At 31.8% G+C, this 26,608-nt stretch carries 26 protein-coding genes; 16 read left to right on the top strand and 10 right to left on the bottom strand.

Features of this window, described 5'->3' with window-relative positions; translation table 11 throughout:
- Positions 1–9 precede the first annotated feature (9 nt).
- The 5 genes from coaBC to EQ921_RS09280 form a co-directional block, all read right to left on the bottom strand.
- Positions 10–1,212: a bifunctional phosphopantothenoylcysteine decarboxylase/phosphopantothenate--cysteine ligase CoaBC gene (coaBC, locus tag EQ921_RS09300; protein ID WP_128331436.1), complete on the bottom strand. Its 1,203-nt coding sequence runs from the start codon at positions 1,210–1,212 to the stop codon at positions 10–12.
- Between the two features lie 17 nt (positions 1,213–1,229).
- Positions 1,230–1,550, bottom strand: a complete 321-nt coding sequence (locus tag EQ921_RS09295) for a DNA-directed RNA polymerase subunit omega (protein WP_128152501.1) — start codon at positions 1,548–1,550, stop codon at positions 1,230–1,232.
- A gap of 26 nt (positions 1,551–1,576) precedes the next feature.
- Complete coding sequence (locus EQ921_RS09290) at positions 1,577–2,455, bottom strand: outer membrane protein assembly factor BamD (RefSeq protein WP_164875293.1); 879 nt, start codon at positions 2,453–2,455, stop codon at positions 1,577–1,579.
- A gap of 122 nt (positions 2,456–2,577) precedes the next feature.
- The gene (gene dapA, locus EQ921_RS09285) at positions 2,578–3,465 is read right to left on the bottom strand and encodes a 4-hydroxy-tetrahydrodipicolinate synthase (RefSeq protein WP_128331435.1); all 888 of its coding nucleotides are present in this window, start codon (positions 3,463–3,465) and stop codon (positions 2,578–2,580) included.
- A gap of 121 nt (positions 3,466–3,586) precedes the next feature.
- Positions 3,587–4,621, bottom strand: a complete 1,035-nt coding sequence (locus tag EQ921_RS09280) for an acyl-CoA reductase (protein WP_128331434.1) — start codon at positions 4,619–4,621, stop codon at positions 3,587–3,589.
- 64 nt (positions 4,622–4,685) lie between these two features.
- On the opposite strand from EQ921_RS09280, the gene EQ921_RS09275 reads away from it, so the two are divergent.
- The 4 genes from EQ921_RS09275 to EQ921_RS09260 are packed head-to-tail and all read left to right on the top strand — an operon-like array spanning position 4,686 to position 8,404.
- Positions 4,686–5,036 (top strand): 4Fe-4S dicluster domain-containing protein, encoded by a 351-nt coding sequence (locus tag EQ921_RS09275; RefSeq protein ID WP_128152505.1) that lies wholly within the window; start codon positions 4,686–4,688, stop codon positions 5,034–5,036.
- A gap of 52 nt (positions 5,037–5,088) precedes the next feature.
- Positions 5,089–6,159, top strand: coding sequence for a 3-phosphoserine/phosphohydroxythreonine transaminase (gene serC / locus EQ921_RS09270; RefSeq protein ID WP_128152506.1), 1,071 nt, complete (start codon positions 5,089–5,091; stop codon positions 6,157–6,159).
- Between the two features lie 17 nt (positions 6,160–6,176).
- A complete protein-coding gene (locus EQ921_RS09265) occupies positions 6,177–7,130 on the top strand; it encodes a D-2-hydroxyacid dehydrogenase (protein ID WP_128331433.1) in 954 nt (317 codons plus the stop codon).
- Between the two features lie 23 nt (positions 7,131–7,153).
- Entirely contained in the window at positions 7,154–8,404 is a 1,251-nt protein-coding gene (locus tag EQ921_RS09260) for a DUF1015 domain-containing protein (RefSeq protein ID WP_128331432.1), read from the top strand.
- Between the two features lie 77 nt (positions 8,405–8,481).
- Here the strand turns inward: EQ921_RS09260 and EQ921_RS09255 are convergent, their stop codons facing one another.
- Both EQ921_RS09255 and EQ921_RS09250 read right to left on the bottom strand, forming a co-directional pair.
- A complete protein-coding gene (locus EQ921_RS09255) occupies positions 8,482–9,096 on the bottom strand; it encodes a DUF4230 domain-containing protein (RefSeq protein WP_164875294.1) in 615 nt (204 codons plus the stop codon).
- Positions 9,097–9,146: 50 nt separating this feature from the next.
- Positions 9,147–9,755 (bottom strand): hypothetical protein, encoded by a 609-nt coding sequence (locus tag EQ921_RS09250; protein WP_128331431.1) that lies wholly within the window; start codon positions 9,753–9,755, stop codon positions 9,147–9,149.
- A gap of 211 nt (positions 9,756–9,966) precedes the next feature.
- Here EQ921_RS09250 and EQ921_RS09245 point away from each other — a divergent pair, with 211 nt between their 5' ends.
- Entirely contained in the window at positions 9,967–10,416 is a 450-nt protein-coding gene (locus EQ921_RS09245; protein ID WP_128331430.1) for a thioesterase, read from the top strand.
- Positions 10,417–10,518: 102 nt separating this feature from the next.
- Here the strand turns inward: EQ921_RS09245 and EQ921_RS09240 are convergent, their stop codons facing one another.
- Positions 10,519–12,063, bottom strand: a complete 1,545-nt coding sequence (locus EQ921_RS09240; protein ID WP_128331429.1) for a PglZ domain-containing protein — start codon at positions 12,061–12,063, stop codon at positions 10,519–10,521.
- A gap of 55 nt (positions 12,064–12,118) precedes the next feature.
- On the opposite strand from EQ921_RS09240, the gene EQ921_RS09235 reads away from it, so the two are divergent.
- Genes EQ921_RS09235 through EQ921_RS09200 form a run of 8 tightly spaced genes read left to right on the top strand, consistent with a single transcriptional unit; the run spans position 12,119 to position 19,745 of the window.
- A complete protein-coding gene (locus tag EQ921_RS09235; RefSeq protein WP_128331428.1) occupies positions 12,119–13,351 on the top strand; it encodes an HD domain-containing protein in 1,233 nt (410 codons plus the stop codon).
- A 44-nt stretch (positions 13,352–13,395) separates the two neighbouring features.
- Positions 13,396–14,418, top strand: coding sequence for a UDP-3-O-(3-hydroxymyristoyl)glucosamine N-acyltransferase (lpxD, locus tag EQ921_RS09230; RefSeq protein ID WP_128331427.1), 1,023 nt, complete (start codon positions 13,396–13,398; stop codon positions 14,416–14,418).
- A 50-nt stretch (positions 14,419–14,468) separates the two neighbouring features.
- On the top strand, positions 14,469–15,863 hold the full coding sequence (locus EQ921_RS09225) for a bifunctional UDP-3-O-[3-hydroxymyristoyl] N-acetylglucosamine deacetylase/3-hydroxyacyl-ACP dehydratase (protein ID WP_128152515.1): 1,395 nt from the start codon (positions 14,469–14,471) through the stop codon (positions 15,861–15,863).
- 3 nt (positions 15,864–15,866) lie between these two features.
- Complete coding sequence (gene lpxA / locus EQ921_RS09220; protein WP_128152516.1) at positions 15,867–16,661, top strand: acyl-ACP--UDP-N-acetylglucosamine O-acyltransferase; 795 nt, start codon at positions 15,867–15,869, stop codon at positions 16,659–16,661.
- 28 nt (positions 16,662–16,689) lie between these two features.
- The gene (efp, locus tag EQ921_RS09215) at positions 16,690–17,253 is read left to right on the top strand and encodes an elongation factor P (RefSeq protein ID WP_128331426.1); all 564 of its coding nucleotides are present in this window, start codon (positions 16,690–16,692) and stop codon (positions 17,251–17,253) included.
- A 25-nt stretch (positions 17,254–17,278) separates the two neighbouring features.
- On the top strand, positions 17,279–18,190 hold the full coding sequence (locus EQ921_RS09210; protein ID WP_128331425.1) for a UDP-3-O-(3-hydroxymyristoyl)glucosamine N-acyltransferase: 912 nt from the start codon (positions 17,279–17,281) through the stop codon (positions 18,188–18,190).
- Positions 18,191–18,243: 53 nt separating this feature from the next.
- Entirely contained in the window at positions 18,244–19,116 is an 873-nt protein-coding gene (gene sucD, locus EQ921_RS09205; protein WP_128152519.1) for a succinate--CoA ligase subunit alpha, read from the top strand.
- 29 nt (positions 19,117–19,145) lie between these two features.
- Complete coding sequence (locus EQ921_RS09200; protein WP_128331424.1) at positions 19,146–19,745, top strand: porin family protein; 600 nt, start codon at positions 19,146–19,148, stop codon at positions 19,743–19,745.
- A 52-nt stretch (positions 19,746–19,797) separates the two neighbouring features.
- Here the strand turns inward: EQ921_RS09200 and EQ921_RS09195 are convergent, their stop codons facing one another.
- A complete protein-coding gene (locus EQ921_RS09195; RefSeq protein WP_255424465.1) occupies positions 19,798–20,745 on the bottom strand; it encodes a nitronate monooxygenase family protein in 948 nt (315 codons plus the stop codon).
- Positions 20,746–20,878: 133 nt separating this feature from the next.
- On the opposite strand from EQ921_RS09195, the gene EQ921_RS09190 reads away from it, so the two are divergent.
- The 3 genes from EQ921_RS09190 to prmC all read left to right on the top strand — a co-directional run bounded on the left by EQ921_RS09190 (position 20,879) and on the right by prmC (position 25,478).
- Positions 20,879–21,100, top strand: a complete 222-nt coding sequence (locus EQ921_RS09190; protein ID WP_055424695.1) for a DUF2795 domain-containing protein — start codon at positions 20,879–20,881, stop codon at positions 21,098–21,100.
- A gap of 95 nt (positions 21,101–21,195) precedes the next feature.
- A complete protein-coding gene (gene secA / locus EQ921_RS09185) occupies positions 21,196–24,522 on the top strand; it encodes a preprotein translocase subunit SecA (RefSeq protein WP_128331423.1) in 3,327 nt (1,108 codons plus the stop codon).
- Between the two features lie 89 nt (positions 24,523–24,611).
- Positions 24,612–25,478: a peptide chain release factor N(5)-glutamine methyltransferase gene (gene prmC, locus EQ921_RS09180; RefSeq protein WP_128331422.1), complete on the top strand. Its 867-nt coding sequence runs from the start codon at positions 24,612–24,614 to the stop codon at positions 25,476–25,478.
- 85 nt (positions 25,479–25,563) lie between these two features.
- Here prmC and EQ921_RS09175 read toward each other — a convergent pair whose 3' ends face one another.
- Positions 25,564–26,460, bottom strand: a complete 897-nt coding sequence (locus EQ921_RS09175; RefSeq protein WP_128331421.1) for a hypothetical protein — start codon at positions 26,458–26,460, stop codon at positions 25,564–25,566.
- Positions 26,461–26,608 lie beyond the last annotated feature (148 nt).

Here is a 26,608-nt window from a genome sequence, read left to right as displayed (position 1 = left end):
TACAAATTTTTAAATTCTTGAATGTATATATTTTAAAATATCCTCAGCAACTTCTTCTTTAGATTTGAGTGAAAAAATTTCTTTGCTTTCGGTTTTATCAAAGATAGTAATTTTATTTGTATCGGACTTAAAACCGGCACCCTTATCCTGTAATGAATTGAGAATGATAGCATCCAGATTTTTCTTTTTTAGTTTTTTTAAAGCATTGCTTTCTTCATCGTTAGTTTCGAGAGCAAAACCAACCAAAAACTGATTTTTCTTTTCTTTACCCATACGAAGAAGAATATCTTCATTTTTTACCAGTGAAAGAGTTAATCGATCATCGTCTTTTTTTATTTTAGTGTCAGACACAATTTCCGGTCGATAATCAGAAACTGCTGCGGACATTATAGCTATGTCTGCAGAAGAATAATGTTCAAGTACTGCCTGAAGCATTTCGTGAGCAGAAGTAACCGAAAGTAATTCAATGGAAGAGTAAGAACCTGTTTTTTCATGGGTAGGTCCTGAGATAAGAGTTACTTCAGCTCCCCATTTTTCAGCAGTTTTTGCCAGTTCAAAACCCATTTTACCCGAAGAATGATTGCCAATAAATCTGACCGGGTCAATAGCCTCATAAGTGGGGCCGGCAGTTATCAATAACTTTTTTCCATAGAAAATAAGACCTTTTTTTATATAAGATTCAACAAAAGAAACAATTTCCTCAGGCTCAGCCATTCGGCCTTCACCTTCCAATCCGCTGGCAAGTTCTCCTTTGTTGGGTGGAATAAGAATATCTCCTTTGTTTTGAAGTCGGTTTATATTTTCTTGATTAAAAGGATTTTTATACATATCCAAATCCATGGCAGGAGCAAAAAAAACCGGACAAACTGCGGATAAATAAGTGGCAAGAACCAGATTATCTGCTTCTGCACTGGCCATTTTTGATAGAGTGTTTGAAGTAGCAGGAGCGATAAGAATATAATCAGCATGAAGTGCTAAATCAACATGATTATTCCAATCCCCGGTTTCACCATCAAAAAATTCGGTGTAAACAGGGTTTTTAGATAATGTAGATAACGTAAGAGGGGTTACGAAATGATGGGAATCCGGGGTCATAAGAACCTGAACATCCGCTCCCTTTTTTTTTAAAAGTCTTACAAGGAAAGAAGTTTTGTAAGCTGCTATTCCGGCAGTTACGAGCAATAATATCTTTTTTCCTTGTAAAACCGACATAATTTTATATGTACTTTTTACTGAGCTTCGGTTTTTCTGAAATAAACTTCATTATCCAGCCATTCCTGAATAGCAATAAGTGCCGGTTTAGGAAGTCTTTCATAATATTTGGATACTTCAATTTGTTCTCTGTTTTCGAATATTTCATCAAGAGAATCACTGTTTGAAGCAAATTCATCCAGCTTTTGATTCAAATCATTTTTAATAATGGTATTGATTTGTTCTGCCCTTTTTCCTATAATAACAATGGCTTCATAAATGTTTCCTACCTTACTTTCAATTTGTTCTCTGTTGAAAGTAATAGTTGTAGAGGGTGCATTTAATTCTTTTAGGTTCATATTTGGGATACTATTATGTTGTATTATTAACTTATTTTTTTTCTTTCTTTATTTAAATCCTTATTCTTTTCATCTAATTTATCATTTGCTTCATTCAAAAGTTTTTCTTTATTTTTAAATGAATCACGTGCATTGTCCAAACGATTATTTAAACGTTTTGCTTCATCTGAATATTCAGATGAAGGATATAATTTTACAAAAGCTTCATAAGATTTAACCGCATCATTAATTCTTCCTTCCTGTAAACGGTGGATCGAATTTACTGCAAGTTCAGTTTTTGCTCTTAAGGAATAAATAAGAATATCTTCTTTAAACTTGGTATCTGGAAAATCTTCCAGCACATTGTCAAAAGAAACAATAGCTGCTTTGTATTCAGTTATTTTATAAAGAGTCTTGGCATTTTCAAATGCTTTCTTTTCCAGTTTTTTGTTCAGATCACTAATCATTTCATTGCAATAAGCAACCTTATCAGAATTCGGATGTCCGTCTATGTAAAGCTGTAATTCACGCAAAGCATCATAGGTATTGGTTTGATCCAGATTGTAATCCGGAGAATTTGAATAATAACAGTAAGCTGCCATATAGGAAGCTTCATCAACTCTACGATCTTTAGGATAGGAAACAACAAAATTTTTAAATTGATGGGCAGCGAGCCTGAAATTTCCATCTCTGTAGTTTAGATTGGCAGTTCGGTAAGCTACTTCAGGAGCTTCATCGGTACCTACCACAAATTTGGCCGCATAATCATACAAGCTTATAGCCTGCGTATATTTCTTTTTTTGCTCATACTCCTCGGCAACTTTGAGTATAAAGTCTTTCTTATCACTTTTTAATGCTTGATTAAGTCGTCTTTCACAGCTTGTCAGAAGCACAAGCGGTAAAATTATAAGAATTAGTCTTTTCATCAGCTTGCAAAAATACATATTTTTAATGTTTTATACAAATAAATATCCATACGTCTTTTAACTCGAAGTTTAAAGAAATATTGTTTAATAAATAATACTATTAAGTTTACTTAAATTTGAAATTATGACAGAACTGATATTTTCTCCAATTCTTTTTCAATAGATGAAATAAGACTTTTAGATGCCGGAATCAGTGGTAACCGGGTATACGGTTTGCATATTCCTTTTACAGATAATAATGCTTTTATACCAGCAGGATTTCCTTCTTTAAATATTAATCTGAATAAACTATGTAGGTCGTAGTGTATTTTATAGGATTCTTCCACCTGTTTATTCTGTCCGAAATGAATCATTTTCGATACCATTTCAGGCATACCTTGTCCTAAAACGGAAATAACTCCGCTTCCGCCGGCAAGAGTCATTGGTAGCGCAAATTCATCATCACCTGAAATTACCAGAAAATCAAACGGTTTATCTTTAATAATATCTGTCGATTGTAAATAATTAGGACTGGCTTCTTTAATGGCAATGATATTGGATACTTCATTCGCCAGCCTTAAGGTAGTGGCGGCTTCCATATTTGAACCTGTTCTTCCAGGGACATTGTACACGATAATCGGTACAGGAGACTGAATGGCAATCGTTTTAAAATGCTGATAAATCCCCTCCTGGGTCGGTTTATTATAATAAGGTGAAACAGATAGCACCGCAGCAAAATCTTCAAGATCTGAATCAATTATTTGTTTCGTTACTTCTACAGTATTGTTTCCACCAATTCCAAGAACCAAGGGTAATCTTTTATTGTTACTCTTCTTTATTACCTCGATTACCTGTTTTTTTTCGTCAGAATTTAAAGTAGCTGTTTCTGCTGTAGTACCTAAAACTACCAGATAATCCACTCCATTATCAACATTATAATTTACTAAATTTTCAAGAGAAGGAAAATCAATCGTCCCATCCTCGTTAAAAGGTGTTATTAGTGCAACACCTAAACCTTGTAATGATTTCATAAGAGTAACAATTTGTTCATTTATTGAAAAAGTAAAAATAGAATAATTTTCAAAAAATAAAAAAATTATTTTAAAAGTACTTCTAGTTTCACATTTAATTGATAAAAGATAGCTATTTCTTTTAAATGGAAAGTAAAAAATTTATTGTGTCTATGCCATCAGCATATTCTGATATATCTGGATTTTGACTTTCACCAAACGGAATAGTTTTAAACGGAAACGCATGGGAGCCGGATACAATACATTGTATTTTATCTGAATGACTATTCATGAAGCTTTCAACTGAAAGAAGGGTGTCGTACCTTGTAAAATACAAAACACCTATGGGACTGTACAGTTCCTCTGAATTTTTAAGCATAATAAAGTTATTGTCCCAGAATTGATCATTATTCATCAAATAAATAGCTTTATTATAATCATAGTTATTAGCGTATTTATTATGGTGGATGACATCCTGCTGTTGAATAAATGATTGAAATAATCGATCCAAATCAAAATTCTCAGGAATAAATACCTGGGTAACACTTCGGCAACCTAAACCAAAATAAGTAAATATATCATTACTTAACTTTATAAGCTCGTCTTCACTTTCATTTCCGGTAAGTATTGCAGCGGAAGTTCTGTTTTTTCTTATAATATGAGGAATGTATTTGAAATAGTATTCAAAATACCGGGCAGTATTATTACTTCCGGTTGTTATGACAGCATCAAACTTCTCAAGTTTTTCTACAAATTCAAATTCCAGTTCATCACAAAACTCTTTCCATAGATTCAAAATAAAAGGAATCAAAACATTGTCTTTAGACGAAAGTTTAATTTTAGCTTTAAAGCCAAGGAGTAGTACGCATAGGCAGTCATGCAGTCCTACCATAGGAATATTTCCTGCCAGTACAAGACCTATTGTCTTAGTTTGTACATCTTTGTAAGAGTATTTTTCAAGCCAGGAAAAAAGGGTATTGCTTGTCAATACTCTGTCCCAATATTCCAGTGCTGTTAATATATTTTTTTTTGTAAACCATGGGTTTTTAATTTCTGCAAGTCGAAGAGAATTCTCAAATTCAGAATAAGAAGGGGTATCTGTAACCTCATTTTTTATAAATTGATGTAAAATATTTCGTACACCTTCCAGGGACTTTATTCTTAGCTCTAAACTCATTTATAATATAAATTATGTGAAAAAAAATGATTAATTTTGCACAAAAATAAATTAAAAAATAGATATGGCTATAAAAATTACGGATGAATGCATCAATTGTGGAGCATGTGAGCCGGAATGCCCTAATAACGCGATATATGAAGGAGCTGTAGATTGGAAAATGTCAGAAGGTACGAGCTTAAAAGGGATGCTAGTAACTAAAAGTGGTCTTTCCATTGATGCAGATGCCCCCCAAAGGCCAGTATCGGATGATGTTTATTATATTGTAGCAGATAAATGTACGGAATGCAAAGGTTTTCATGAAGAGCCTCAGTGTGCCGCCGTATGTCCGGTAGATTGTTGTGTTCCTGATGAAAATGAAGTAGAATCGGATGAAGAATTGCTGGCAAAAAAAGAATTTTTACATATAGACTAATATTCACCTTAATAAATCACCCAAACTAAACAAAAGAAATATATCTTAACTAATGAAAAAATATAACTTTAGTGCAGGTCCTTCTACATTACCGGAGGAAGTTCTTCAACAAGCAGCACAAGCCGTGCTTGATCTCAATAACAGCGGAACCTCTTTAATAGAAATTTCGCACAGAAGTAAAGATTTTATCGCTATTATGGATGAAGCCCGTGCATTAGCTAAAAAGCTGATGAAACTGGATGACGATCACGAGGTTTTATTTTTACAGGGAGGAGCCAGTCTTCAATTTGCTATGGCACCTTATAATTTGTTAAATGATAATTCCAAAGCTGTATATGTGGATAGTGGAAACTTTGCATCAGCAGCTATTAAAGAAGCAAAAAAAATAGGTGCTATTGAAGTTATTGCTTCTTCAAAAGAAAATAATTATACTCAGATACCTAAAGGGTACACAATTCCTGAAGATGCTGCATATTTACATATAACTTCTAATAATACGGTGTATGGAACACAAATGAAATCATTTCCTGAAACGTCTGTTCCTGTAGTATGCGATATGTCATCAGATATATTAAGCAGAGATATAGATTATAACCAGTTTGGAATCATTTATGCCGGAGCTCAAAAAAATTTAGGACCAGCTGGGGTAACAGTAGTCGTAGTAAACAAAAATCTTTTAGGTAAATCTGGAAGAGAATTACCTTCTTCTTTAGATTATCAGGTTCATATAGCTAAAGAAAGTATGGCAAATACACCTCCTGTTTTTGCGGTTTATGCAACATTATTGAATTTAAGATGGTTGGAAAAACAAGGAGGAACTGCGGGTATTGAAAAAAGAAATATAGAGAAAGCAGCACTTCTTTATAACGAAATTGACAGAAATCCACTTTTCAGAGGAGTATGCGTTGAAGAAGATCGATCCCTGATGAATGTATGTTTTTTCCTTAATGATGAAGAAAAATATAAAGCAAAATTTGACCAAATGTGGAAAGATGCCAATATTATAGGGGTAGGAGGATATAGAACTGTCGGAGGATACCGGGCCAGTATCTATAACGCAATGCCGGTGGAAGGAGTGGAAGCTTTGGTTAATGTAATGAAAGAATTAGAAAGAACTGCATAAAAATTATATATAAAAACATGAAAATATTACCTAACGATGGAATATCGGCTTCTGCTATAGAAGTTTTGGAAAATAACGGACTGGAAGTTTTAAATCATAAAGTTGCTCAGGAACAATTGGCAAACTTCATTAATGAAAATGGAGTTGAAGTTCTATTGGTAAGAAGTGCTACACAAGTGAGAAAAGAACTTATAGACGAATGTCCGGGACTTAAAATTATAGGAAGAGGAGGAGTAGGTATGGACAATATAGATGTTGCCTATGCAAAGGAAAAAGGAATTCAGGTTATAAATACGCCGGCAGCTTCTTCGCGTTCGGTTGCAGAGCTAGTGTTTGCCCATATGTTTTCACTTTATCGTTATCTTCAGGATTCCAACAGAAATATGCCTCTGGAAGGAGATACTAATTTTTCTGCACTTAAAAAATCATATGGCGGAGCCATGGAATTAGGAGGTAAAACTTTAGGAGTTATCGGGTTTGGACGTATAGGTGTAGAAGTGGTAAAAATCGGTTTGGCACTAGGGATGAAAGTTTTAGTTACAGATGCTGTGGATATAACTAAAACTGTAACACTGGATTTTTATGATGGGCAAAAAGTTAATTTTGAAATATCTACCGTATCTATGGAAGAAGTTCTTAAAAACTCAGATGCAATTTCAGTACACGTACCTAAACAGCCAAAATATGTAATAGGTAAGGAGGAATTAGAAAAAATGAAAAAAAATGCTATCATCGTTAATGCTTCGCGCGGAGGAGTTATAGATGAAGTAGCTTTAGTAAATGCTTTAAATGAAGATAAAATTTTTGGTGCAGCTTTAGACGTTTTTGAAAAAGAGCCTAAACCTGAAATTACCTTATTAATGAATCCTAAATTATCTCTTTCTCCTCACATTGGAGGTAACACTCTTGAAGCACAAGAAAGAGTTGGATTGGAATTAGCCGATCAAATTATTGAATTTTATAAAAAATAATTGAAGATTCGTAAATATATTTTATGCTAAGTTTTAAACCGTTCAAAGGAATTCATGCAAAAGAAGAAAATACTTCTGATTTTCCAATGTATTCTCCTGAAAATTATTCAGAAGAGCAAATTAAATCAAAGCTCAGAGGGAAAACACCCTCTTACGTTGATATAATAAAACCAACCTTTTTTAAAGGAGAAAGTCCCCTTGAAAACAGGTTTAAGAAAGTAAGGAAAAGATTTGAAGATTATCTGAATGAAAATTTTGTTGAAAATGACCCTGCCTCAATATATATTTATGAACAAAAAAAGAGAAACGGAGAAATATTTAAAGGTATTATCGGTTTAATTTCAGTAGATGACTTTAAAGAAAATAATGTTAAAGTTCCGGAACAAACCAATGAACAAAAACAAAAAGTGTTTACTCAGTTTCTGGACATTACTTATTTACAATCTAATCCAGTACTGTTAAGTTATGATTCCAACTCAAAGTTGGAAGTAATGATGGACTTGGAAATGAAAAGTAAGCCTTTAATTCAAATTATAGATGAGCTGGAGATTTCTCATAAGTTATGGAGAGTGGACAATCGGCTAAAACTGGCTCAGTTCAAAGATGCTGTGGAAAAACTTCCTGCTCTGTATCTTGCCGACGGACATTACCGTATGGCAGCTGCTGTAGAGCATTCTGATAAAATTAAAGAAAAAAGTAAGTCCAAAGATTTTTTATTTGATCAGAACCATCATGTAATGTCACTGATTGCTTCTAGCCAATCTATCAGAATTCATGAATATAACCGGTTAATAAAATCTTTAAACGGATTGACACGTGATGAATTATTTGCCAAACTGGAAGAGCATTTCACAATTAATGAAAAAGGAGTACAGCCTTATTTTCCATCGCATAAACATCATATAAGCATGTATTTTGAAGGAAAGTTTTATGGATTATATATTAAACATGAATTCAGGGGAACACCGGAAGGATTAGGAAATATTGATACTTATCTTTTTAATAAATTTGTTTTAGGGCCTATCTTTGATATTTCAACAAATAAAGAAGAAAAACAAAAGGTTTCTTACATTAAAGGTTCTGGGGATATAAAAGGAATAACTGATATAAAAGTCGCAGTTGATAACGGTGATTATAAAATTGGGTTCGCATTTTATCCTGTATCTTTTTCAGATTTACAGCTTATTTCTGATTTAGGATTAAAAATTCCGGCAAAAAGTACGTTTATAGAACCTAAATTGCTACTAGGATTATTAATGTTTGACATGAAGTAATCCATGTAGTTATAAAATAAAAATCCGGATTTTTACTAATTTCCGGATTTTTTATTTTATGAATCTAAAGTATTTTCTCAGTTTTTGATTGATTGTATTTGTTTCGCATAAGGAGTATCATCAACAACTTCCCAGTCATATAACTTAGCTGTAGCATATAGTTCTTTTAAATTGGTTATAAGCTGGTTTTGAGCTAATGTTTTTATATTGGATTTTTCAACTTCGTTTTTAATATCATTTTTTCCTTCTTCCATAACCGTATTTAAGTCGGACTTAGAAAAACGATTAAATAAACCGTCCTCCATACTGTAAATTTCAACATTAGGATATATTTGCAATTCGGGAGCAGGAATCGAAATTAAATGAATTTTTTTATGGATAGAATCTATATCAACCTTCATTTTTTTCATATCATAAGTTACCTGAGCTTTAGCCGTTATATATAATACAATATTTTTATTTAAAAAGCTTAAATATCTGGGGTTATAATCATTATATTTTTTGGTACGAAAAGCAGAATAATTTTGCTCAATTACAATCATTTTATTTAGTCTTTGCAGTTCATGGTTTATGATACGTGTATCAGCTACAGTATTTTCACTTCCACTATGTTTAAAAATTAAAAAAATGACTAATGAAACAATTATTACTATTAAAAGAGTGATGGATATTTTTTTTACTAAACTTAACATATTTTTATACATATCAGACAATTAATTATTTTAAAAAGGCAGTATGTAAGTTATTTTTTTCTAGTACTTTTTTTTATCTTTATATGTTTAGGCTTGTTTGTAACTTCATTGAATTTTTTGCCGGTTACTATTTTATAAAGGTCTAATTCAAATGTTTGATTTGGTTTTCCGCTAATTCTTCCTATCTCACAAAGACCGCGTTTTTTATTAATATTTCCTTTATATATAATAAAGGTAGGTATTTCATTAATATTTTTTTGATTTTGTTCTCCGTAAAAACTTTCTTTATTTCTATTGACAGCATATAAAGCTAATTTGCTCTCGGGGAATTTAGAAGTTTCAAGAACCTTCATAAATCTGGGAAGTTGTTTCTGAGTTTCTTCTGACCAGGTGCCTAAAAAAACTTCAATATTATAAAGCTTAAGTCTTGATTTAATTTTTTTTACAACATTGAGATCAGGAGTGTATGAGTCATATTGTTCTGAGTACCAACTATTGAAAACAGAATCAGAAAGAGCTTCTTGGGTGATTCTTCCCACAAGCATAGGTTCTCCTTCAATATCGATAATTTTTTTATTTACAATAATTCTTTCACTGGTACCACAACTAATTACAAGACTGAAAATGATAAATGAAAATGCAAGTTGCTTTAAATTCATGCGATAATAATTTTTGTAAAGATACAAACTATCATAAATGTTGACAATAATTATCTGTAAATAACCTTCATAAATGAATATTTGATAGTTTATATATATTTAAATAATGATAGTTGATTTAAAAACTAAACTTTTGTCCAGTCAAAGTGTATAATTATTTTTAATATTCTATCAAATATTAAATAATGTATATTTGTTAAAACCTTAAAAAATGACAAAAGAAAACTTTGCAATATTTATCAAAGATCATTTACCCATCGCAGAACTGGCAGGTATAACATTACAATTTTCCTCAGAAACAGTAGCAAAAACGCAGGTAAGTCTTGCTTTTATAAATCAGAATCCGTTTAAATCCATGTTTTGGGCAGTTCAGGGAATGGCTGCTGAATTATCTTCAGGTGTATTGTGCATGAATGCTGTAAATAAATTTAAACATGATATTTCCATGTTGGTAATTAAACAAGAAGCTGAATTCTTTAAAAAAGCGATTGGCACGTTAACGTTTACTTGTGTACAAGGAAAAGAAATAGAAAATATAATAGCAAAATCCATTATTTCTCAAAAGGGAGAATCCATAATTGTTAAATCTGAAGGAATTGATGAATCGGGCGATTGTGTAGCAATCTTTTATTTTACATGGAGCTTTAAAGTTAGGCAATAAAATATTTATAATATACTAGAGAATTCAAGTATAAACACATTCAATCTAGGATAAAAAGGTTCTATTACGAACCTTTTCTTTATATTTTAAATTTATTACTATTTATTCCAAAATGGTTATTGGTATAATCATTTCTTCCATTGAAATACCTCCATGTTGATATGTATCTTTATAGTAATTTACAAAATGATTGTAATTTTTAGGATAGGCAAAGAATTTGTTTTCTTTAACAAAAATATACTTGGAATTAACATTTACTTTAGGCAAATAATACGATTCAGGATTATTAACGACAAAAACATCCTTATCCTCAAATTGTAAATTTTTACCCAGCTTATATCTCAGGTTTGTTGATGATTCTTTATCACCAATTACCCGGCTAGGTTTTTTAACATATATAGTTCCATGATCCGTAGTTATTACAACCTTAAATCCATCTTCGGCTGCTAGTTGAATAATTTTTAAAATACTTGAGTTTTCAAACCATGTATAAGTTAATGAACGAAAAGTCTTATCATCCCTTATAAGTTCATTAACAATATTATTATTCGTCTTTGCATGAGAAAGGATATCAATAAAATTATAGACGATAGTTATGAAATCAGCATTGCTGCTATGCGATTTAAACTCTTCATAAATTTTCCTTTCAAATTCAGCATTTAAAATTTTAAAGTATTTATTTCTGATTCCCTTTAAGCCTAAACGTTGTAACTGCATAGATAATAATTCATTTTCATATTGATTTTTATGCCCTTCATCATTTTCTCCTATCCAATATTCCGGATATTTTTTTTCGATTTCCAAAGGCATTAATCCTGCAAAAAACGAATTTCTTGCATATTGGGTGGCAGATGGTAAAATACTGAAATAAGATTTTTCTTTAGCAGAACTAAAATATTTTGTAAAAAGAGGTTCTATAGTTTTCCATTGATCATATCTTAAATTATCTATCATTAACAATAAAACTTTTTTATTTTCAGAAATAACAGGACGTACAACTTCTTTAAATGCAGTGTGAGACATCACAGGCTTCTGATCAGAATGTAGCCAGTCGTGATAATTATTTTCAATAAATTTAGAAAATAAATTATTGGCTTCTTCTTTTTGATTCTGAAGTATATGACTCATCTCCAAATCTGAAAGTTTATCAAACTTTAAGTCCCATTGGATTAGCTTCAGGTAAATTTGCACCCAGTCTTCATAACTTTGGGCATACATTAAGTCCATTGAAATTTTCCGAAATTCCTGTTGATAATTTAAAACAGTTTTCTTTTCAATAATTTCTTCACTCTTTAAAATTTTTTTCAGGCTAAGCAAAACCTGATTAGGATTGACCGGTTTTAAAATATAATCTGCAATCTGTTCGCCAATAGCCTCTTCCATGATATCTTCCGCCTCATTTTTTGTAACCATTACAACAGGCAGACGAACATCTATTTCTTTAATTTTCTGTAAAGCTTCAAGCCCTCCGATACCTGGCATATTTTCATCAAGCAGAACTGCCTGATAGTTACCTTTTGGAATTAATTCAAGAGCATCTGCGGCATTATTTATACCCGAAACCTCATATCCTTTATTCTTTAAAAAAATGATATGAGGTTCCAACATTTCTATCTCATCATCAATCCACAATATTTTTACAGCCATTTGTATATTCTTTATTTATTATATTTTTGCAATAAAAATACAAAAAATATACCCTTTGGAACAAAGTAAAAAAAATAAAAGGAAAATCTTTAATGATCCTGTGTTAGGATTTATTTCAATTTCAGATGATTTATTATTTGATTTATTGGAACATCCTTATTTTCAGAGATTAAAAAGAATTTCTCAAACAGGATTAAGCAACTATGTCTATCCCGGATCTACTCATACCCGATTTTTGCATGCTTTGGGAAGTACACATTTAATGCAGCTGGCATTGCAGGTGCTTAAAGATAAAGGTGTAATAATATCTAAAGAAGAAGAAAGGGCTGTAGTAACAGCTATACTGTTGCATGATATAGGACATGGTCCGTTTTCACATGCTTTGGAATCTACGCTTATGGAAGGCATGCATCACGAAAAAGTTTCAATCACTTTCATGAATTTGCTTAACAAAGAATTTAACGGAGAATTGCAATTAGCTATTGATATATTTCTAGATCAATATCCCAGAAAATTTTTTCATCAGCTAATATCCGGACAAATAGATTTAGACAGATTAGATTATTTAAGACGAGATAGCTTTTTTACAGGAGTTTCTGAAGGTAATGTAAATTCAGAAAGAATTATAACAATGATGAATGTAGTAAATGATGAATTAGTCATTGAAGCAAAAGGTATTTATTCAATTGAAAAATATCTTACTTCCCGATTGTTTATGTATTGGCAGGTATATTTTCATAAAACCTCAATGACTGCTGAATTTTATCTCATAGAGGCTTTGAAACGAGCAAAATTATTAACAAAAAAAGGAGTAGACCTGCCTGCATCTGGAATTCTAAAATATTTTCTCAATAAATCTGACTACAGTAATTTAACGGTTGAAGACATCAATAAGTTTGCTCAGCTAGATGATTCAGATATATTATCTGCTTTAAAAATTTGGCAGAATCATGAGGATAAAATTCTGAGTATTTTAAGTAAAGTAATTATTCAAAGAAATTTACCTTATTCAAGAATAACTTCTCAACCTATTTCTGCTTCTGAATTGAAAAAATTACAAAAGAAAGCGGCTGATTTTTATCAGGTTGAAGACGGTAGCTATTTTGTACATCAAAATAAATTAAGTATCATTGCTTACGAAGACAAGAAAGATCCTATACGGTTAGTATTGAAAAATGGTACCGTAATAGAGTTGCAGGATATGGATAATCAGGTATTCATAAAAGATCTGAAAAGGAAAATTTCCCGCTATCATTTTTGTATTCCCAGAGGCTTAGAGTCTCTTTAATAAACATTTTTGTAATTTTAATAAAATCATTACATTTGCCAATTATGGAATTTAGCGCTGAGCAAATAGCAAATTTAGTCAAAGGAGAGGTATTAGGAAATCCGGATGTAAAAGTTTCTTATATTTCAAAAATAGAAGAAGGAAAACCGGGAACTCTAACTTTTTTAGGTGGAGAAAAATTTCAGGCTTATCTTAAGGATACACAGGCCTCCATTGTAATGATTTCAAAAAACTTATTACCCGAAGATATTTCGGGATTACCCACAATTATCTTAGTTGAAGATGCTTATTCGGCATTTAATCAATTGTTGAGATTTTACAATGAAATGAAATCTCAGAAATCGGGTATTGAACAACCTTCTTTTATTTCTGATTCTACAACTCTTGGAACTGACATATATATAGGTGCTTTTGCATATGTGGGAAATAATGTTAAAATTGGTAACAACTCAAAAATTTATCCCCAAACATATTTGGGAGATAATGTTAGTATAGGTGATAATTGTTTTATAGGTCCCGGAGTTAAAATTTATAATGATTGTATTATAGGAAACAACTGTGTGATTCATGGAGGAACAATTATAGGTGGAGATGGATTTGGTTTTCAGCCAACCAACAATGGGTATGAAAAAGTACCACAATTGGGTAATGTAGTGCTTGAAGATAATGTCGAAATTGGTTCTAATTGTTCCATTGACAGAGCAACCATAGGTTCAACCATAATAAAAAAAGGAGTAAAGCTTGATAACCTTATTCAGGTAGCCCATAATGTTGAAATAGGAGAACACACTGTTATAGCTTCTCAGTCAGGAATCGCAGGATCTTCTAAGATAGGAAGCTGGAGTATGCTAGGTGGTCAGGTCGGCATTTCAGGACATATTAAAATAGGAAATAAAGTAGTTATTCAGGCTCAGAGTGGAATAACCAATGACGTACCTGACAGTCAACGATTGTTTGGTTCTCCGGCAATGCAATATATGAAATATCAAAAAAGTTTTATCTACTTCAAACAATTTCCAGAAATAGTTAAAAGAATTGATCAGCTTGAAAAAAAAATGGAAAAATAAAATAAAATCGAATATCTAAAGTTAAATAAAATATAACAAAATATAAGACAATGTCAGAAAAGCAGAAGACGCTAAGACAGGAGTTTACTTTAAAAGGTAAAGGACTTCACACAGGTAAAGAAGTAACCATGACCATTAAACCAGCTCCGGTAAATACAGGATTTGTTTTTGTAAGAGTTGATTTAGAGGGACAACCTACCATTGAGGCAGATGCTACTTATGTTACATCTACCGAAAGAGGAACTGTTCTTGAAAAAAAAGGTGTGAAAATACATACTTGTGAACATGTTCTGGCAGCTCTTACAGGTATGGATTTAGATAATGCATACATTGAGCTTAACAGCTCTGAACCTCCGATTATGGATGGATCTTCCAAATTTTTTGTTGAAGCGATAGATGATGCTGGTATTGTTGAACAGGAAGCAGAAAGAGAATACTTTGCAATTAAAGAAATAGTATCCTATACAGATCCGGAAACCGGCTCTGAAATTACAGCTATTCCTTCCGATTATTTTGAAGTAACCACAATGGTAGATTTTGGTACTAAAGTTTTAGGTACACAAAATGCAACCATGAAGAATATAAAAGAATTCAAAGAAGAATTTGCTAAAGCACGAACATTTAGTTTTCTTCATGAATTAGAAATGCTATTAGATTCCGGACTTATTAAAGGTGGAGACATAAATAATGCCATTGTATACGTAGATAAGGAACTATCGCAAGAAACACTTGAAAAATTAAAGCTTGTATTTGAACAACCGGAAGTAAGTGTACGTCCAAATGGTATTCTGGATAATGTGACTCTTTATTATCCTAATGAAGCTGCCCGACATAAATTATTAGATGTTGTTGGTGACTTGACTTTGGTAGGAGTTAAATTAAAAGCGAAAATTATTGCTACTAAACCAGGACATCACAGCAATACTCAATTTGCAAAAAAATTGAATAAATTGTATAAATTGTTCAAAAGAAAAAACATTCCTGAAATTGACTTTGAAAAAGAACCTGTGTATGATATCAATGATATTATGCGTATGCTTCCGCACAGACCACCGTTTTTATTGGTAGATAAAATTCTTGAAGTGGATAAGAAGCATATTATCGGAGTTAAAAATGTAACAATAAACGAGCCGTTTTTCGTAGGTCATTTCCCAAATGAACCTGTTATGCCAGGAGTCTTGCAGATTGAAGCAATGGCACAAACCGGAGGAATATTTGTTTTGGAGAATGTGGATGATCCTCAGAATTATTCTACCTATTTAATTAAATTAGACAAAGTTAAACATAAAAGAAAAGTTGTTCCTGGAGATACCCTTATACTTAAAATAGACTTACTTGAGCCTATTAGAAGAGGAATTGTTCATATGCAAGGGTATGGATATTGTAACGGTCAGATGGTCGTTGAAGCTGAAATGATGGCCCAGGTAATAAAAACAAAAGAATAAAAGATGATTCAACCACTAGCATTTGTACATTCTGATGCAAAAATAGCAAATAACGTTGTTATTGAGCCGTTTTCCTCTGTATATAAGGATGTTGAAATAGGAGAAGGTACCTGGATAGGTTCTAATGTAACTATCATGGAAGGCGCAAGAATTGGTAAAAACTGTAAAATATTCCCCGGATCAGTTATATCTGCTGAACCACAGGATTTAAAATATAAAGGTGAAAGAACCTTTACCTATATAGGAGACAATACAGTTATTCGTGAGTGTGTGACAGTAAATAAAGGAACTACTGCTTTAGGATATACCAAAGTAGGAAGTAATTCCTATATTATGGCCACTGCCCACGTAGCCCATGATTGTGTCATAGGTGATAATGTTATTATAGTAAATGGAGTAGGTCTTTCCGGGCACGTTATAGTTGAGGATTTTGCTATAATTGGCGGAATGGTTGCAGTTCATCAGTTTAATAAAATAGGAAGACATTCAATTGTTGCAGGAGGCTCATTAGTAAGAAAAGATGTGCCACCTTATTCTAAAGCAGCAAGAGATCCGCTTTCCTACGCAGGAATAAACTCGGTCGGTTTAAGAAGAAGAGGATTTTCTTCAGAAAAAATTGCGGAAATTCAAAGTATCTATCGTGTTATTTTTCAGAAAAAGTTAAATATTTCTCAGGCTTTATCTGTCGTTGAAGGAGAATTTGAAGCTACTCCGGAAAGAGATGAAATTATTCAGTTTATACAATCAAGTATGAGAGGAGTAATGAAAGGCTTTAATGCAGTTAGAAATATAGAATAAATATAAATTTAGATTAAAATATAGTTTTATGGCTACAATGGGAGACATTAAAAAGGGTCTTTGTATCAATTTTAATGATGATATTTATAAAGTAATTGAGTTTTTACATGTTAAACCAGGAAAAGGACCTGCTTTCGTAAGAACAAAATTAAAATCTTTAACCTCTGGAAAAGTTGTTGAAAATACATTTTCTGCAGGAAGCAAAATTGAAGAAGTAAAAGTTATTACCCGCAAATATCAATATTTGTATGATGACGATCATGGATTCCATTTTATGAATAATGATGATTTTTCTCAGATTTATATTGATAAAAATTTAATTGAGAATTCTCAATTTATGAAAGCTGGTGAAGAATTAATGATTGTTTTGAAGGAAGAAGATGAAACACCGCTATCAGCAGAATTACCAGCGAGTGTTATTATGGAAGTTATTGAAGCCGAACCGGGTGTAAAAGGGAATACAGCTACTAATGCACTTAAAAATGCTATTATAGAAACAGGAGCCAGAGTTTTAGTACCTTTATTTATTGAAGCTGGAGAAAAAATTAAAATTAATACCGATGATGGTTCTTATATTGAAAGAGTAAAATAGTAAATTTTTTAATCTTTAATCAGATATGAAATTTCCAAGACCTTATACACTTAAAGAAGTTGCTGACATAATAAAAGCAGATTATGTAGGTGATGACAATTTTCTTATTTATGGTACCAATGAAATCCATAGAATTGAAAAAGGAGAAATTGTTTTTGTTGATCATCCTAAATATTATGATAAAGCTATTCAAAGCAATGCTACTACCATTTTAATAAATAAGGAAGTAGAATGTCCTTCCGAGAAAAGTCTGATTATTTCTGAAGATCCTTTCAGAGATTTTAATCTTATCAATTCCTATTTTAGAAAGTTTGAAAAGCAAGAAGAGATAATTTCTTCTGATGTAAAGATAGGAGAGGGTACGACTATTCAGCCAGGGGTATATATTGGAAAACAAGTAAAGATTGGAAAAAATTGTATTATTTTTCCTAATGTAACAATACATGATTTTACTGAAATAGGAGATCATGTGATTATCCAGTCTGGAACAGTTATAGGAGGAGATAGTTTTTATTATAAAAACCGGGGTGATTCTTACGATCGATTAAAGTCGGTAGGTAATGTAAAAATTGAAGATGAAGTTGAAATCGGTTCAAATTGTACTATCGATAGGGGAGTTACCGCAACAACAATTATAGGAAAGGGAAGTAAACTGGATAACTTAATCCAGATTGGCCATGATACTATTATTGGAAAAAAATGTTTAATTGCTTCGCAGGTTGGAATAGCAGGATGCTGTAATATTGAAGATGAAGTTACTATTTGGGGACAAGCAGGTTTTGCTTCTTCTTTAACTATAGGAGCAAAAGCAGTAATATTAGCCCAATCAGGTGTTTCCAAAGATTTGGAAGGAGGAAAAACCTATTTTGGTTATCCGGCGGATGAAGCCAGAAAGATGCTGAAAGAATTAGCCGCATTAAAAAAATTGGGTAAATAATTTAGGAATAATATAAAATAAATATATTAGTTTTACACAAAAAATGAGAAAATATGTCAGTATTAGTTAATAAAAATTCAAAAGTTATAGTCCAAGGCTTTACTGGAAAGGAAGGTACATTTCATGCAGAGCAAATGATAGAGTTTGGAACCAATTTAGTTGGAGGAGTTACTCCAGGAAAAGGAGGTTCTACACATTTGGAAAGACCGGTTTTTAATACTGTTAAAGAAGCAGTTGAAAAGACTCAGGCCGATACATCAATTATTTTTGTACCTCCAGCATTTGCTGCAGATTCAGTCATGGAGGCAGCAGAAGCAGGTATTAAAGTTATTGTATGTATAACAGAAGGAATTCCTGTAGAAGATATGGTAAAAGTAAAAAATTACATAAAATCATATAATTGTACACTAATTGGACCTAACTGTCCGGGAGTGATTTCTGCAGATGAAGCTAAGGTGGGAATTATGCCAGGGTTTGTATTTAAAAAAGGAAAAGTAGGAATTGTTTCCAAATCCGGTACATTGACATATGAAGCTGCTGATCAGGTAGTAAAAGCAGGATATGGTGTTTCTACTGCCATAGGTATCGGAGGAGATCCAATTATTGGAACTACGACCAAAGAAGCAGTTGAATTATTAATGAATGATGGAGATACAGATTGTATTGTTATGATAGGAGAAATCGGAGGTCAGCTTGAGGCTGATGCAGCCCAATGGTATAAATCTATAGGCGCACCTAAACCTATTATTGGATTTATAGCAGGTCAGACGGCTCCCAAAGGAAGAACTATGGGACACGCCGGAGCTATAGTAGGGGGAGAGAATGATACGGCACAAGCTAAAATGAAAATTATGTCTGATTGTGGAATACATGTTGTTAGTTCGCCTGCAGATATAGGTAAAACAGTTGCTTCAGTATTGAAGTAATGATGTAAAATGCATAAATATTTCTAAAGATGAAAAAACAAATTTACAAAGCTCTTTTTATTATATTATTTTTGGCTTTATTACCATCTCATTTATGTTCTCAAGTAAGATTTGGAATTAGAGGTTCAGTTCACAGAACGAATATTTCTAAAGTTCATTGGGAATCAGTTGGAAGAACAGCCGGATCTTTAGGAGGAGTTATTCAGATTCCTCTTGGATACGACAATCAGTTTTTTTTCCAGCCTGAAGTTTTATATTCTTTGGAAGGAGAAAAGGATGATGGAGATTCTCATGGAATTCTGATGCGTCAGGATTATTTCCAAAACTACGTTAATATACCATTAATGTTCAGAGCATATTTTTCTGAGTCTGATAATGAATTTTTTGGAGAATTAGGACCTCAAATCGGAATTTTAGTTTATGAGAAAAGTAAAAAGGAAGATCGATTAAATTATAGTAAACCAGAATCTTTAAACTTATCAATTGGTGCAGGAATCGGATATAGTTTCTTGAGAAAGTACGAAATTTCAATAAGATACAATTATGGTTTAACAGATGTTTATAAAAAATATCCAGAGCAGCAAAGAACTTCAAATATAGGAGTTGCATTAGCATATATGTTTGAATAAATTAAAATTAAAAAAAATATAAGGTCGGAATTTGTAAAATTTCGACCTTTTTTTATAAAGAATATATAGTTGAATAAGCTTTATTAAAATCATTAATTAGTTCATTAAAAACGCTTTTTACTGATACAATATTATCAATCAAAGATGAACATTGACCTATTTCCAACTCCCCATCAATTAAGTTTCCTTCGAGCATCCCCGTTTTTGCTCTTCCTTTTCCAAGTATAGATCTTAATTCCTCTGATGAAACACCTTTTTCATAAGCAAATTGTATCTCTTTAAAAAAAGAATTTTTTATTAATCGAACAGGAGTTAATTCTTTTAGTGTAAGTTGCGTGTCTCCTTCTTTGGTCTGCACAATAGCATTTTTAAAATTTATATGTGATGATGATTCAAGAGTGGCGGCAAATCTAGAACCTATCTGCACTCCTTCTGCTCCTAATACTAAAGCTGCCAAAATTTGTTGCCCAGTAGCAATTCCACCAGCAGCTATAACAGGTAAGTTGATATGCTTTTTAAGATTAGGAACCAGACAAAATGTTGTGGTTTCTTCAATGCCATTATGTCCACCTGCCTCAAATCCTTCAGCAACAATGGCATCAACACCTGACGCTTCTGCTTTTAGTGCAAATTTTAAAGAAGATACTACATGAAAAACTTTTATGTTATGTTTTTTAAATAGATCGGTATAAAGTTTAGGGCTTCCAGCGGAAGTAAACACAACCGGAATTTTATTTTTTACAATTATATCTATATGTTCATTAACCTGAGGATAAAATAAGGGAAGGTTAACACCAAAAGGTTTATCCGTATGTTTCTTACATTCAGTTATTTCTTTTTGTAATTCATCAGGATACATACTGCCTGATCCCAGCAGACCTAAGCCTCCGCAGTTACTAACTTCAGATACTAATTTCCATCCGCTGTTCCATACCATGCCCCCTTGAATAATCGGGTATTTAATATTTAAAAGTTCACTTATTTTTGACTTTTTTATCACTTTCTCTATTGTTGTTATATACGTTTATTAAATATATTGCTTTTAATTGAAATAAAAATAAAAATTACAGAATAATTTGGCTTGAAGTTTGCTCTGTCGAACCTAAATTATTTATAATATAAAGCTGACATTTATGTATTGGACTTTAGAACTTGCATCTTATTTAAGTGATGCACCATGGCCCGCAACTAAGGATGAATTAATAGACTATGCTATCAGAACAGGAGCTCCACTCGAAGTAGTCGAAAATCTTCAGGCAATAGAAGATGAAGGTGAAATTTATGATAGTATAGAAGAAATATGGGCTGATTATCCTACCGATGATGATTTTCTCTGGAACGAAGACGAATATTGAATATTAAGGCCCTAGCTCGATAGGGCTTTACTATTTAATTACCTAGGATAATACATTTTTTACTACATTTGTAAGCTTAAAATTAATCACATACAATGAACATTTTAAATTCTGTTCTCAAATTATTTATTGGGGATAAACATAAAAAAGATCTACAACTACTAAATAAATATTTGGATAAAATTAAAAAAGAAGAGGAAGGAATATCTTCATTATCCATAGATGAACTTAGACATAAAACTATTGAATTCAAAGAGCGCGTTTCTCAAGCTACTTTCGATTTAAATACGAAAATTAATGAGTTAAAAGATCAAGCTCAACAAACCGAAAACATAGACGAAAAAGAGTCTCTTTATACGGAAATTGAAAAACTTGAAAAAGAATCATATAAAGTAGAAGAAGAAGTTTTAGAGGAAATTTTACCTCAGGCTTTTGCGCTTATCAAAGAAACCGCAAGGCGTTTTACAGAGAATGAAAGCATAGAAGTGACTGCTACTGATTTTGACAGAGAATTGGCCGATAGCAAAGAATATGTATCACTGTCAGGAGATAAGGCTGTTTGGAAAAATAGCTGGAATGCTGCTGGTAAAGATGTGAAATGGGATATGATTCACTATGATGTTCAATATATAGGTGGAACTGTTTTGCATCAGGGAAAAATAGCTGAGATGGCAACAGGGGAAGGTAAAACCCTGGTAGGTACTCTTCCTATGTATTTAAATGCTTTGCCGGGTAGAGGAGTTCACGTAGTTACAGTAAATGATTATTTGGCTAAGCGGGACTCTGCATGGATGGCTCCAATTTTTGAATTTCACGGACTAAGAGTTGATTGTATCGATAATCACCAGCCTAATTCCTATTCCAGAAGACAAGCTTATCTGGCAGATATTACTTATGGAACCAATAACGAATTTGGATTTGATTATTTGCGTGACAATATGGCAAATTCGCCCACTGATTTAGTTCAAAGACAGCTCAATTATGCAATAGTGGATGAGGTGGACTCAGTATTAATTGATGATGCCAGAACTCCATTGATTATATCCGGTCCAATACCGCAGGGAGATAAACAAGAATATCAGGATTTAAAACCTGTGGTAGAAACTATTTATAATGCTCAAAAGAATGAAATATCAAAAATATTTCAGGAAGCTAAACAATTGTTGGGTACTGGCGATAAAAAAGAAGGAGGTCATAAACTCTATCAGGTATACAGAGGTATGCCTAAGTATAAACCTTTAATTAAATTTTTATCTGAAGAAGGAAACAAAGCTATTTTATTAAAAGCGGAAGCTTACTTTATTTCTGATAACAATCGGATGATGCCGGAGGCAGACAAAGATTTGTATTTTTCAATCGATGAAAAAAATAACCAGGTAGAACTTACAGACAAAGGAATTGAGTTTTTATCTAAAGGAAATGAAGATCCAAACTTTTTTGTTTTAGAAGATTTTGGAACTGTACTAGCTGAAATTGAAAATAAAAATCTTTCAAAAGAAGAAGAACATAAAGAAAAAGAGGAATTTTTAAGATACTTTGCTATAAAGTCAGAAAGAATTCATTCTTTAAGTCAGTTACTAAAAGCTTATACAGTATTTGAAAAAGACGTAGAGTATGTTGTGATAGATGGTCAGGTTAAGATTGTTGACGAACAGACCGGCCGTATTATGGATGGAAGAAGATATTCAGATGGTTTACATCAGGCATTAGAGGCTAAAGAAAATGTAAAAGTTGAAGCGGCTACACAAACGTTTGCCACTGTTACTCTTCAGAATTATTTCAGAATGTATAACAAACTTGCAGGGATGACAGGTACAGCTGAAACTGAGGCTGGTGAGTTCTGGGAGATATACAAACTAGATGTTGTAGCTATTCCTACAAATAAACCAATTATTCGGGATGATCGTCAGGATTTGGTTTACAAAACAAATCGTGAGAAGTTTAATGCTGTATTGGACGAAGTAATTCGTTTATCTAAAGAGGAACACAGACCGGTTCTTGTAGGTACAACTTCCGTTGAGATTTCAGAATTGCTAAGCAAAGCTTTGCAAATGAGAAAAATTCCTCACAATGTATTAAATGCAAAATTGCATAAAAAAGAAGCAGATATAGTTGCTGAAGCAGGTAAAGCAGGAGTTGTAACTATAGCAACCAATATGGCAGGTAGGGGTACAGATATTAAATTGACAGATGAAGTAAAAGCTGCAGGTGGTTTAGCTATCATAGGTACAGAAAGACATGATTCCAGGCGAGTTGACAGACAGTTAAGAGGACGTTCTGGTCGTCAGGGGGATCCAGGTTCTTCTCAATTTTATGTATCACTTGAAGATAATTTGATGCGTTTATTCGGTTCGGATAGAATTGCTAAAATGATGGATAGGCTAGGACATAAAGAAGGAGATGTTATTCAACATTCTATGATAACCAATTCTATTGAAAGAGCCCAGAAGAAAGTAGAAGAAAATAATTTTGGTATACGTAAGCGTTTGCTTGAATATGACGATGTCATGAACAAACAACGGGAGGTAATATACAAAAGAAGAAAAAATGCATTGTTTGGTGATAAATTGAGTATTGATATTGCTAATATGATTTATGATACGTCATCAGTAATTGTAAGAATTAATAAAGCAAACAGAGATTTCAAGAACTTTGAATTTGAATTGGCTACTATTTTTGCTATGGATACTCCTATAGATGAAAATGAATTTAGTCGATTAAATGAAAATGAATTAACTAACCAAATATTTGAACAAGCAGAAGCTAATTATAAAGAAAAGTTAGAAAATACATCTAAAACAGTATATCCTTTCGTTTCAGAAATATTTTTAAATCAGGGAGATAGATATAAAAATATCTCAGTTCCGTTTACTGATGGAACTAAGATTTTGAATGTAACAACTAATTTGGAAGAAGCATATAATTCGCAGGGAAGAGCTTTATTACAGGATTTTGAAAAGGGAATCACTCTTGCTCTTATTGACGAAAACTGGAAAGAGCATCTAAGAGAAATGGATGAATTAAGAAAGTCAGCTCAGTCAGCAGTATGGGAACAAAAAGATCCATTAGTAATTTACAAACAGGAATCATTTAAATTATTCAGTGAAATGCTGGATAAAACCAATAAAGAAATTATTTCATTTTTATTTAAAGGTGGTTTTCCAACAGAGCCAGAGGAAACAAAATTTGAACAAGCTAAAGAAGTGAAACAGAAAACTGTTGAAAGTAGAGATTTTGAAGAAAATAAAAATACAGATTCAGAAGATAAAGTACCTTCAGAACCTTTACGAGTAAATAAAATTGGAAGGAATGAAATGGTTAATGTTAGAAATTTAAGAAGCGGAGAAGTGAAATCATTAAAATTCAAACAGGCTCAAAGTCTTTTAGATGAAGGAGGCTGGATAATAGAAGATCAGGATTAAGATTATATAGTTTATATCAACTAATAAAATAACCGGAATAAAATAGTTTGTTCCGGTTATTTCTTTAATAAAAATTGTAAATTTAGTTTATGAAAACATTAGGACAGTTAAGAGAACAATTTTATAATCAGTTATCTCAAAAATATAATGCTAAAGAAATTGACATTATCTTCTATTCTCTAGCGGAAAATTATCTTCATAAGTCGCGTTCTGTTTTAAAATTGGGTTTAAACGAGCAAAGAGATGATTCGGATATTCAAAATATTTTATTTCAGACAGCATTGTACAGATTAATGGAAGATGAACCTTATCAATATATTTTAGGAAATACAGAATTTTACGGTTGTGAAATTTTAGTAAATTCAGACGTTCTTATACCTCGTCCTGAAACTGAAGAACTGGTAGAGTGGATAGTTGATAGATATAAAAATAAGATCAATCTGAACATTATAGATTTATGTACAGGTAGTGGATGTATAGCTATTGCATTGGCTAAGAGCTTACAGAACTTCAGAGTATTTGGATTGGATATTAGTGAAAAAGCTTTAGAAACAGCCAATAAAAATAAAGATTTGAATAATGTAGAAGTTGATTTTTTTTCTTATGATTTATTAAATAGCAATCAACTCTCTAATAATGAACGTTTTGATATTATAGTTTCAAATCCACCTTATATAAGAAATTCTGAAAAAGTAGCTATGGATAAAAGAGTGTTGAACTTTGAACCTGCTCAAGCATTGTTCGTTACTGATTCTGAACCTTTAATTTTTTATCAAAAAATAATTGATTTTGCAAAAAATAACTTAAAGGACAATGGCGAAGTGTTTATAGAAATCAATCAGGAATTGGGAAGAGAAACTAAAGAATTATTTCTTGACTATTTTAGCTTTGTCGAATTAAAACAGGATATTTCTGGCAATTTCAGGATGATTAAAGCCCACGGTATACAAAAATAAATTAATACATAGATTCAGATATTTCATTTGGTTATATAGTTTCATATATAAAAGATTTAAAACTAAGCAGGAATTTATCGATAATTTATAACTCATTTTTATCTATAATATAGAGTATAGGAGGTGCTTTAAAAAGTGAATAATTCATTTCTTCACCTGTAATATAAATTTGGTTTTCAGTCACAGCAATCCCTTCAATCTGACTGATAGCTGCAGTCAGTCCTAACAATACTTTTTTTGAATTTCCGGAAAAAAAATGATGATCGGTAAAGTTCATAAATTTCCATAAATAAGCTGCTCCTTCTTTAGTATATCCAACTAAATAAAGTTCTTTATTATAAATGTCTGCCCCTGTGATTACACATTCAGTATCAAATGATTCAATTTTTTTTGCTACCTGAACCGAATCGTTTATTTTGGGATTTAATATATAATGAACGGTTTTATTATCTCCCCATCTTTTTGAAAATAAGTGCAAAAGATTATTGTAATAAATCATAGCTTCACAATCGAAATTTGTTTTTAAATGACCATAATTTTTAAAATCCATTTGATCTTCGTAAACAAATTTTAATTTATTAATAATTGTAGTAGAAATATTTTCATTGGTGTTGTTTTGTGGTATTTTAATAGAATAAATGGTTAAATCTTTTCTTGTCCCTAAATTATTTCCGAAGTCGCCGATATATAAAGTATCATTATTTCTTGTAATTTCTTCCCAATCTATATTAATAGCTTCTTTTATATCAATAGTCTGGACAATTTTTCCATTTGAAGAATTTAGTTTATATAGTTCTGGTTTACCACCACTATCGTTAAATGTGTAAAGAAAATTATTATAAAATTCAACTCCGGAAGTTTCATTAATAATTTTAGACAATTCATACTTATTTTCATATTCTGATAAATCTAAAGTATCAACTTGATTCTGGCCCCAACTAACCAAAGGGATAAATAATAAAAATAATAAAGCTTTATTCATGCAGTTAATATACATAAAATTCAGCATGAGATTTTAAAAAAGAATTAAATTAATTTATTATTGTGATAATAATAAATTAATATCTCAGTTTAAAAAATAGTTGTTATTCCTTAAGAGTAAACTATTAAAATTAAAAAATATTTAGAAT

This window comes from Apibacter sp. HY039 (assembly GCF_004023655.1).
In the GTDB taxonomy this organism is placed as follows: domain Bacteria; phylum Bacteroidota; class Bacteroidia; order Flavobacteriales; family Weeksellaceae; genus Apibacter; species Apibacter raozihei.
Note: the sequence above shows the minus strand (reverse complement) of the source record. Positions and strands in the feature narration are given on the sequence as shown.

Excerpts from the sequence above, each read along its gene's own strand:
- coaBC (WP_128331436.1), bottom strand. The coding sequence starts at position 1,212 with ATGTCGGTTTTACAAGGAAAAAAGATATTATTGCTCGTAACTGCCGGA.
- EQ921_RS09295 (WP_128152501.1), bottom strand. The coding sequence starts at position 1,550 with ATGAACCTAAAAGAATTAAATGCACCCTCTACAACTATTACTTTCAAC.
- EQ921_RS09290 (WP_164875293.1), bottom strand. The coding sequence starts at position 2,455 with ATGAAAAGACTAATTCTTATAATTTTACCGCTTGTGCTTCTGACAAGC.
- dapA (WP_128331435.1), bottom strand. The coding sequence starts at position 3,465 with ATGAAATCATTACAAGGTTTAGGTGTTGCACTAATAACACCTTTTAAC.
- EQ921_RS09280 (WP_128331434.1), bottom strand. The coding sequence starts at position 4,621 with ATGAGTTTAGAGCTAAGAATAAAGTCCCTGGAAGGTGTACGAAATATT.
- EQ921_RS09275 (WP_128152505.1), top strand. The coding sequence starts at position 4,686 with ATGGCTATAAAAATTACGGATGAATGCATCAATTGTGGAGCATGTGAG.
- serC (WP_128152506.1), top strand. The coding sequence starts at position 5,089 with ATGAAAAAATATAACTTTAGTGCAGGTCCTTCTACATTACCGGAGGAA.
- EQ921_RS09265 (WP_128331433.1), top strand. The coding sequence starts at position 6,177 with ATGAAAATATTACCTAACGATGGAATATCGGCTTCTGCTATAGAAGTT.
- EQ921_RS09260 (WP_128331432.1), top strand. The coding sequence starts at position 7,154 with ATGCTAAGTTTTAAACCGTTCAAAGGAATTCATGCAAAAGAAGAAAAT.
- EQ921_RS09255 (WP_164875294.1), bottom strand. The coding sequence starts at position 9,096 with ATGTTAAGTTTAGTAAAAAAAATATCCATCACTCTTTTAATAGTAATA.
- EQ921_RS09250 (WP_128331431.1), bottom strand. The coding sequence starts at position 9,755 with ATGAATTTAAAGCAACTTGCATTTTCATTTATCATTTTCAGTCTTGTA.
- EQ921_RS09245 (WP_128331430.1), top strand. The coding sequence starts at position 9,967 with ATGACAAAAGAAAACTTTGCAATATTTATCAAAGATCATTTACCCATC.
- EQ921_RS09240 (WP_128331429.1), bottom strand. The coding sequence starts at position 12,063 with ATGGCTGTAAAAATATTGTGGATTGATGATGAGATAGAAATGTTGGAA.
- lpxD (WP_128331427.1), top strand. The coding sequence starts at position 13,396 with ATGGAATTTAGCGCTGAGCAAATAGCAAATTTAGTCAAAGGAGAGGTA.
- EQ921_RS09225 (WP_128152515.1), top strand. The coding sequence starts at position 14,469 with ATGTCAGAAAAGCAGAAGACGCTAAGACAGGAGTTTACTTTAAAAGGT.
- lpxA (WP_128152516.1), top strand. The coding sequence starts at position 15,867 with ATGATTCAACCACTAGCATTTGTACATTCTGATGCAAAAATAGCAAAT.
- efp (WP_128331426.1), top strand. The coding sequence starts at position 16,690 with ATGGCTACAATGGGAGACATTAAAAAGGGTCTTTGTATCAATTTTAAT.
- EQ921_RS09210 (WP_128331425.1), top strand. The coding sequence starts at position 17,279 with ATGAAATTTCCAAGACCTTATACACTTAAAGAAGTTGCTGACATAATA.
- sucD (WP_128152519.1), top strand. The coding sequence starts at position 18,244 with ATGTCAGTATTAGTTAATAAAAATTCAAAAGTTATAGTCCAAGGCTTT.
- EQ921_RS09200 (WP_128331424.1), top strand. The coding sequence starts at position 19,146 with ATGAAAAAACAAATTTACAAAGCTCTTTTTATTATATTATTTTTGGCT.
- EQ921_RS09190 (WP_055424695.1), top strand. The coding sequence starts at position 20,879 with ATGTATTGGACTTTAGAACTTGCATCTTATTTAAGTGATGCACCATGG.
- secA (WP_128331423.1), top strand. The coding sequence starts at position 21,196 with ATGAACATTTTAAATTCTGTTCTCAAATTATTTATTGGGGATAAACAT.
- prmC (WP_128331422.1), top strand. The coding sequence starts at position 24,612 with ATGAAAACATTAGGACAGTTAAGAGAACAATTTTATAATCAGTTATCT.
- EQ921_RS09175 (WP_128331421.1), bottom strand. The coding sequence starts at position 26,460 with ATGAATAAAGCTTTATTATTTTTATTATTTATCCCTTTGGTTAGTTGG.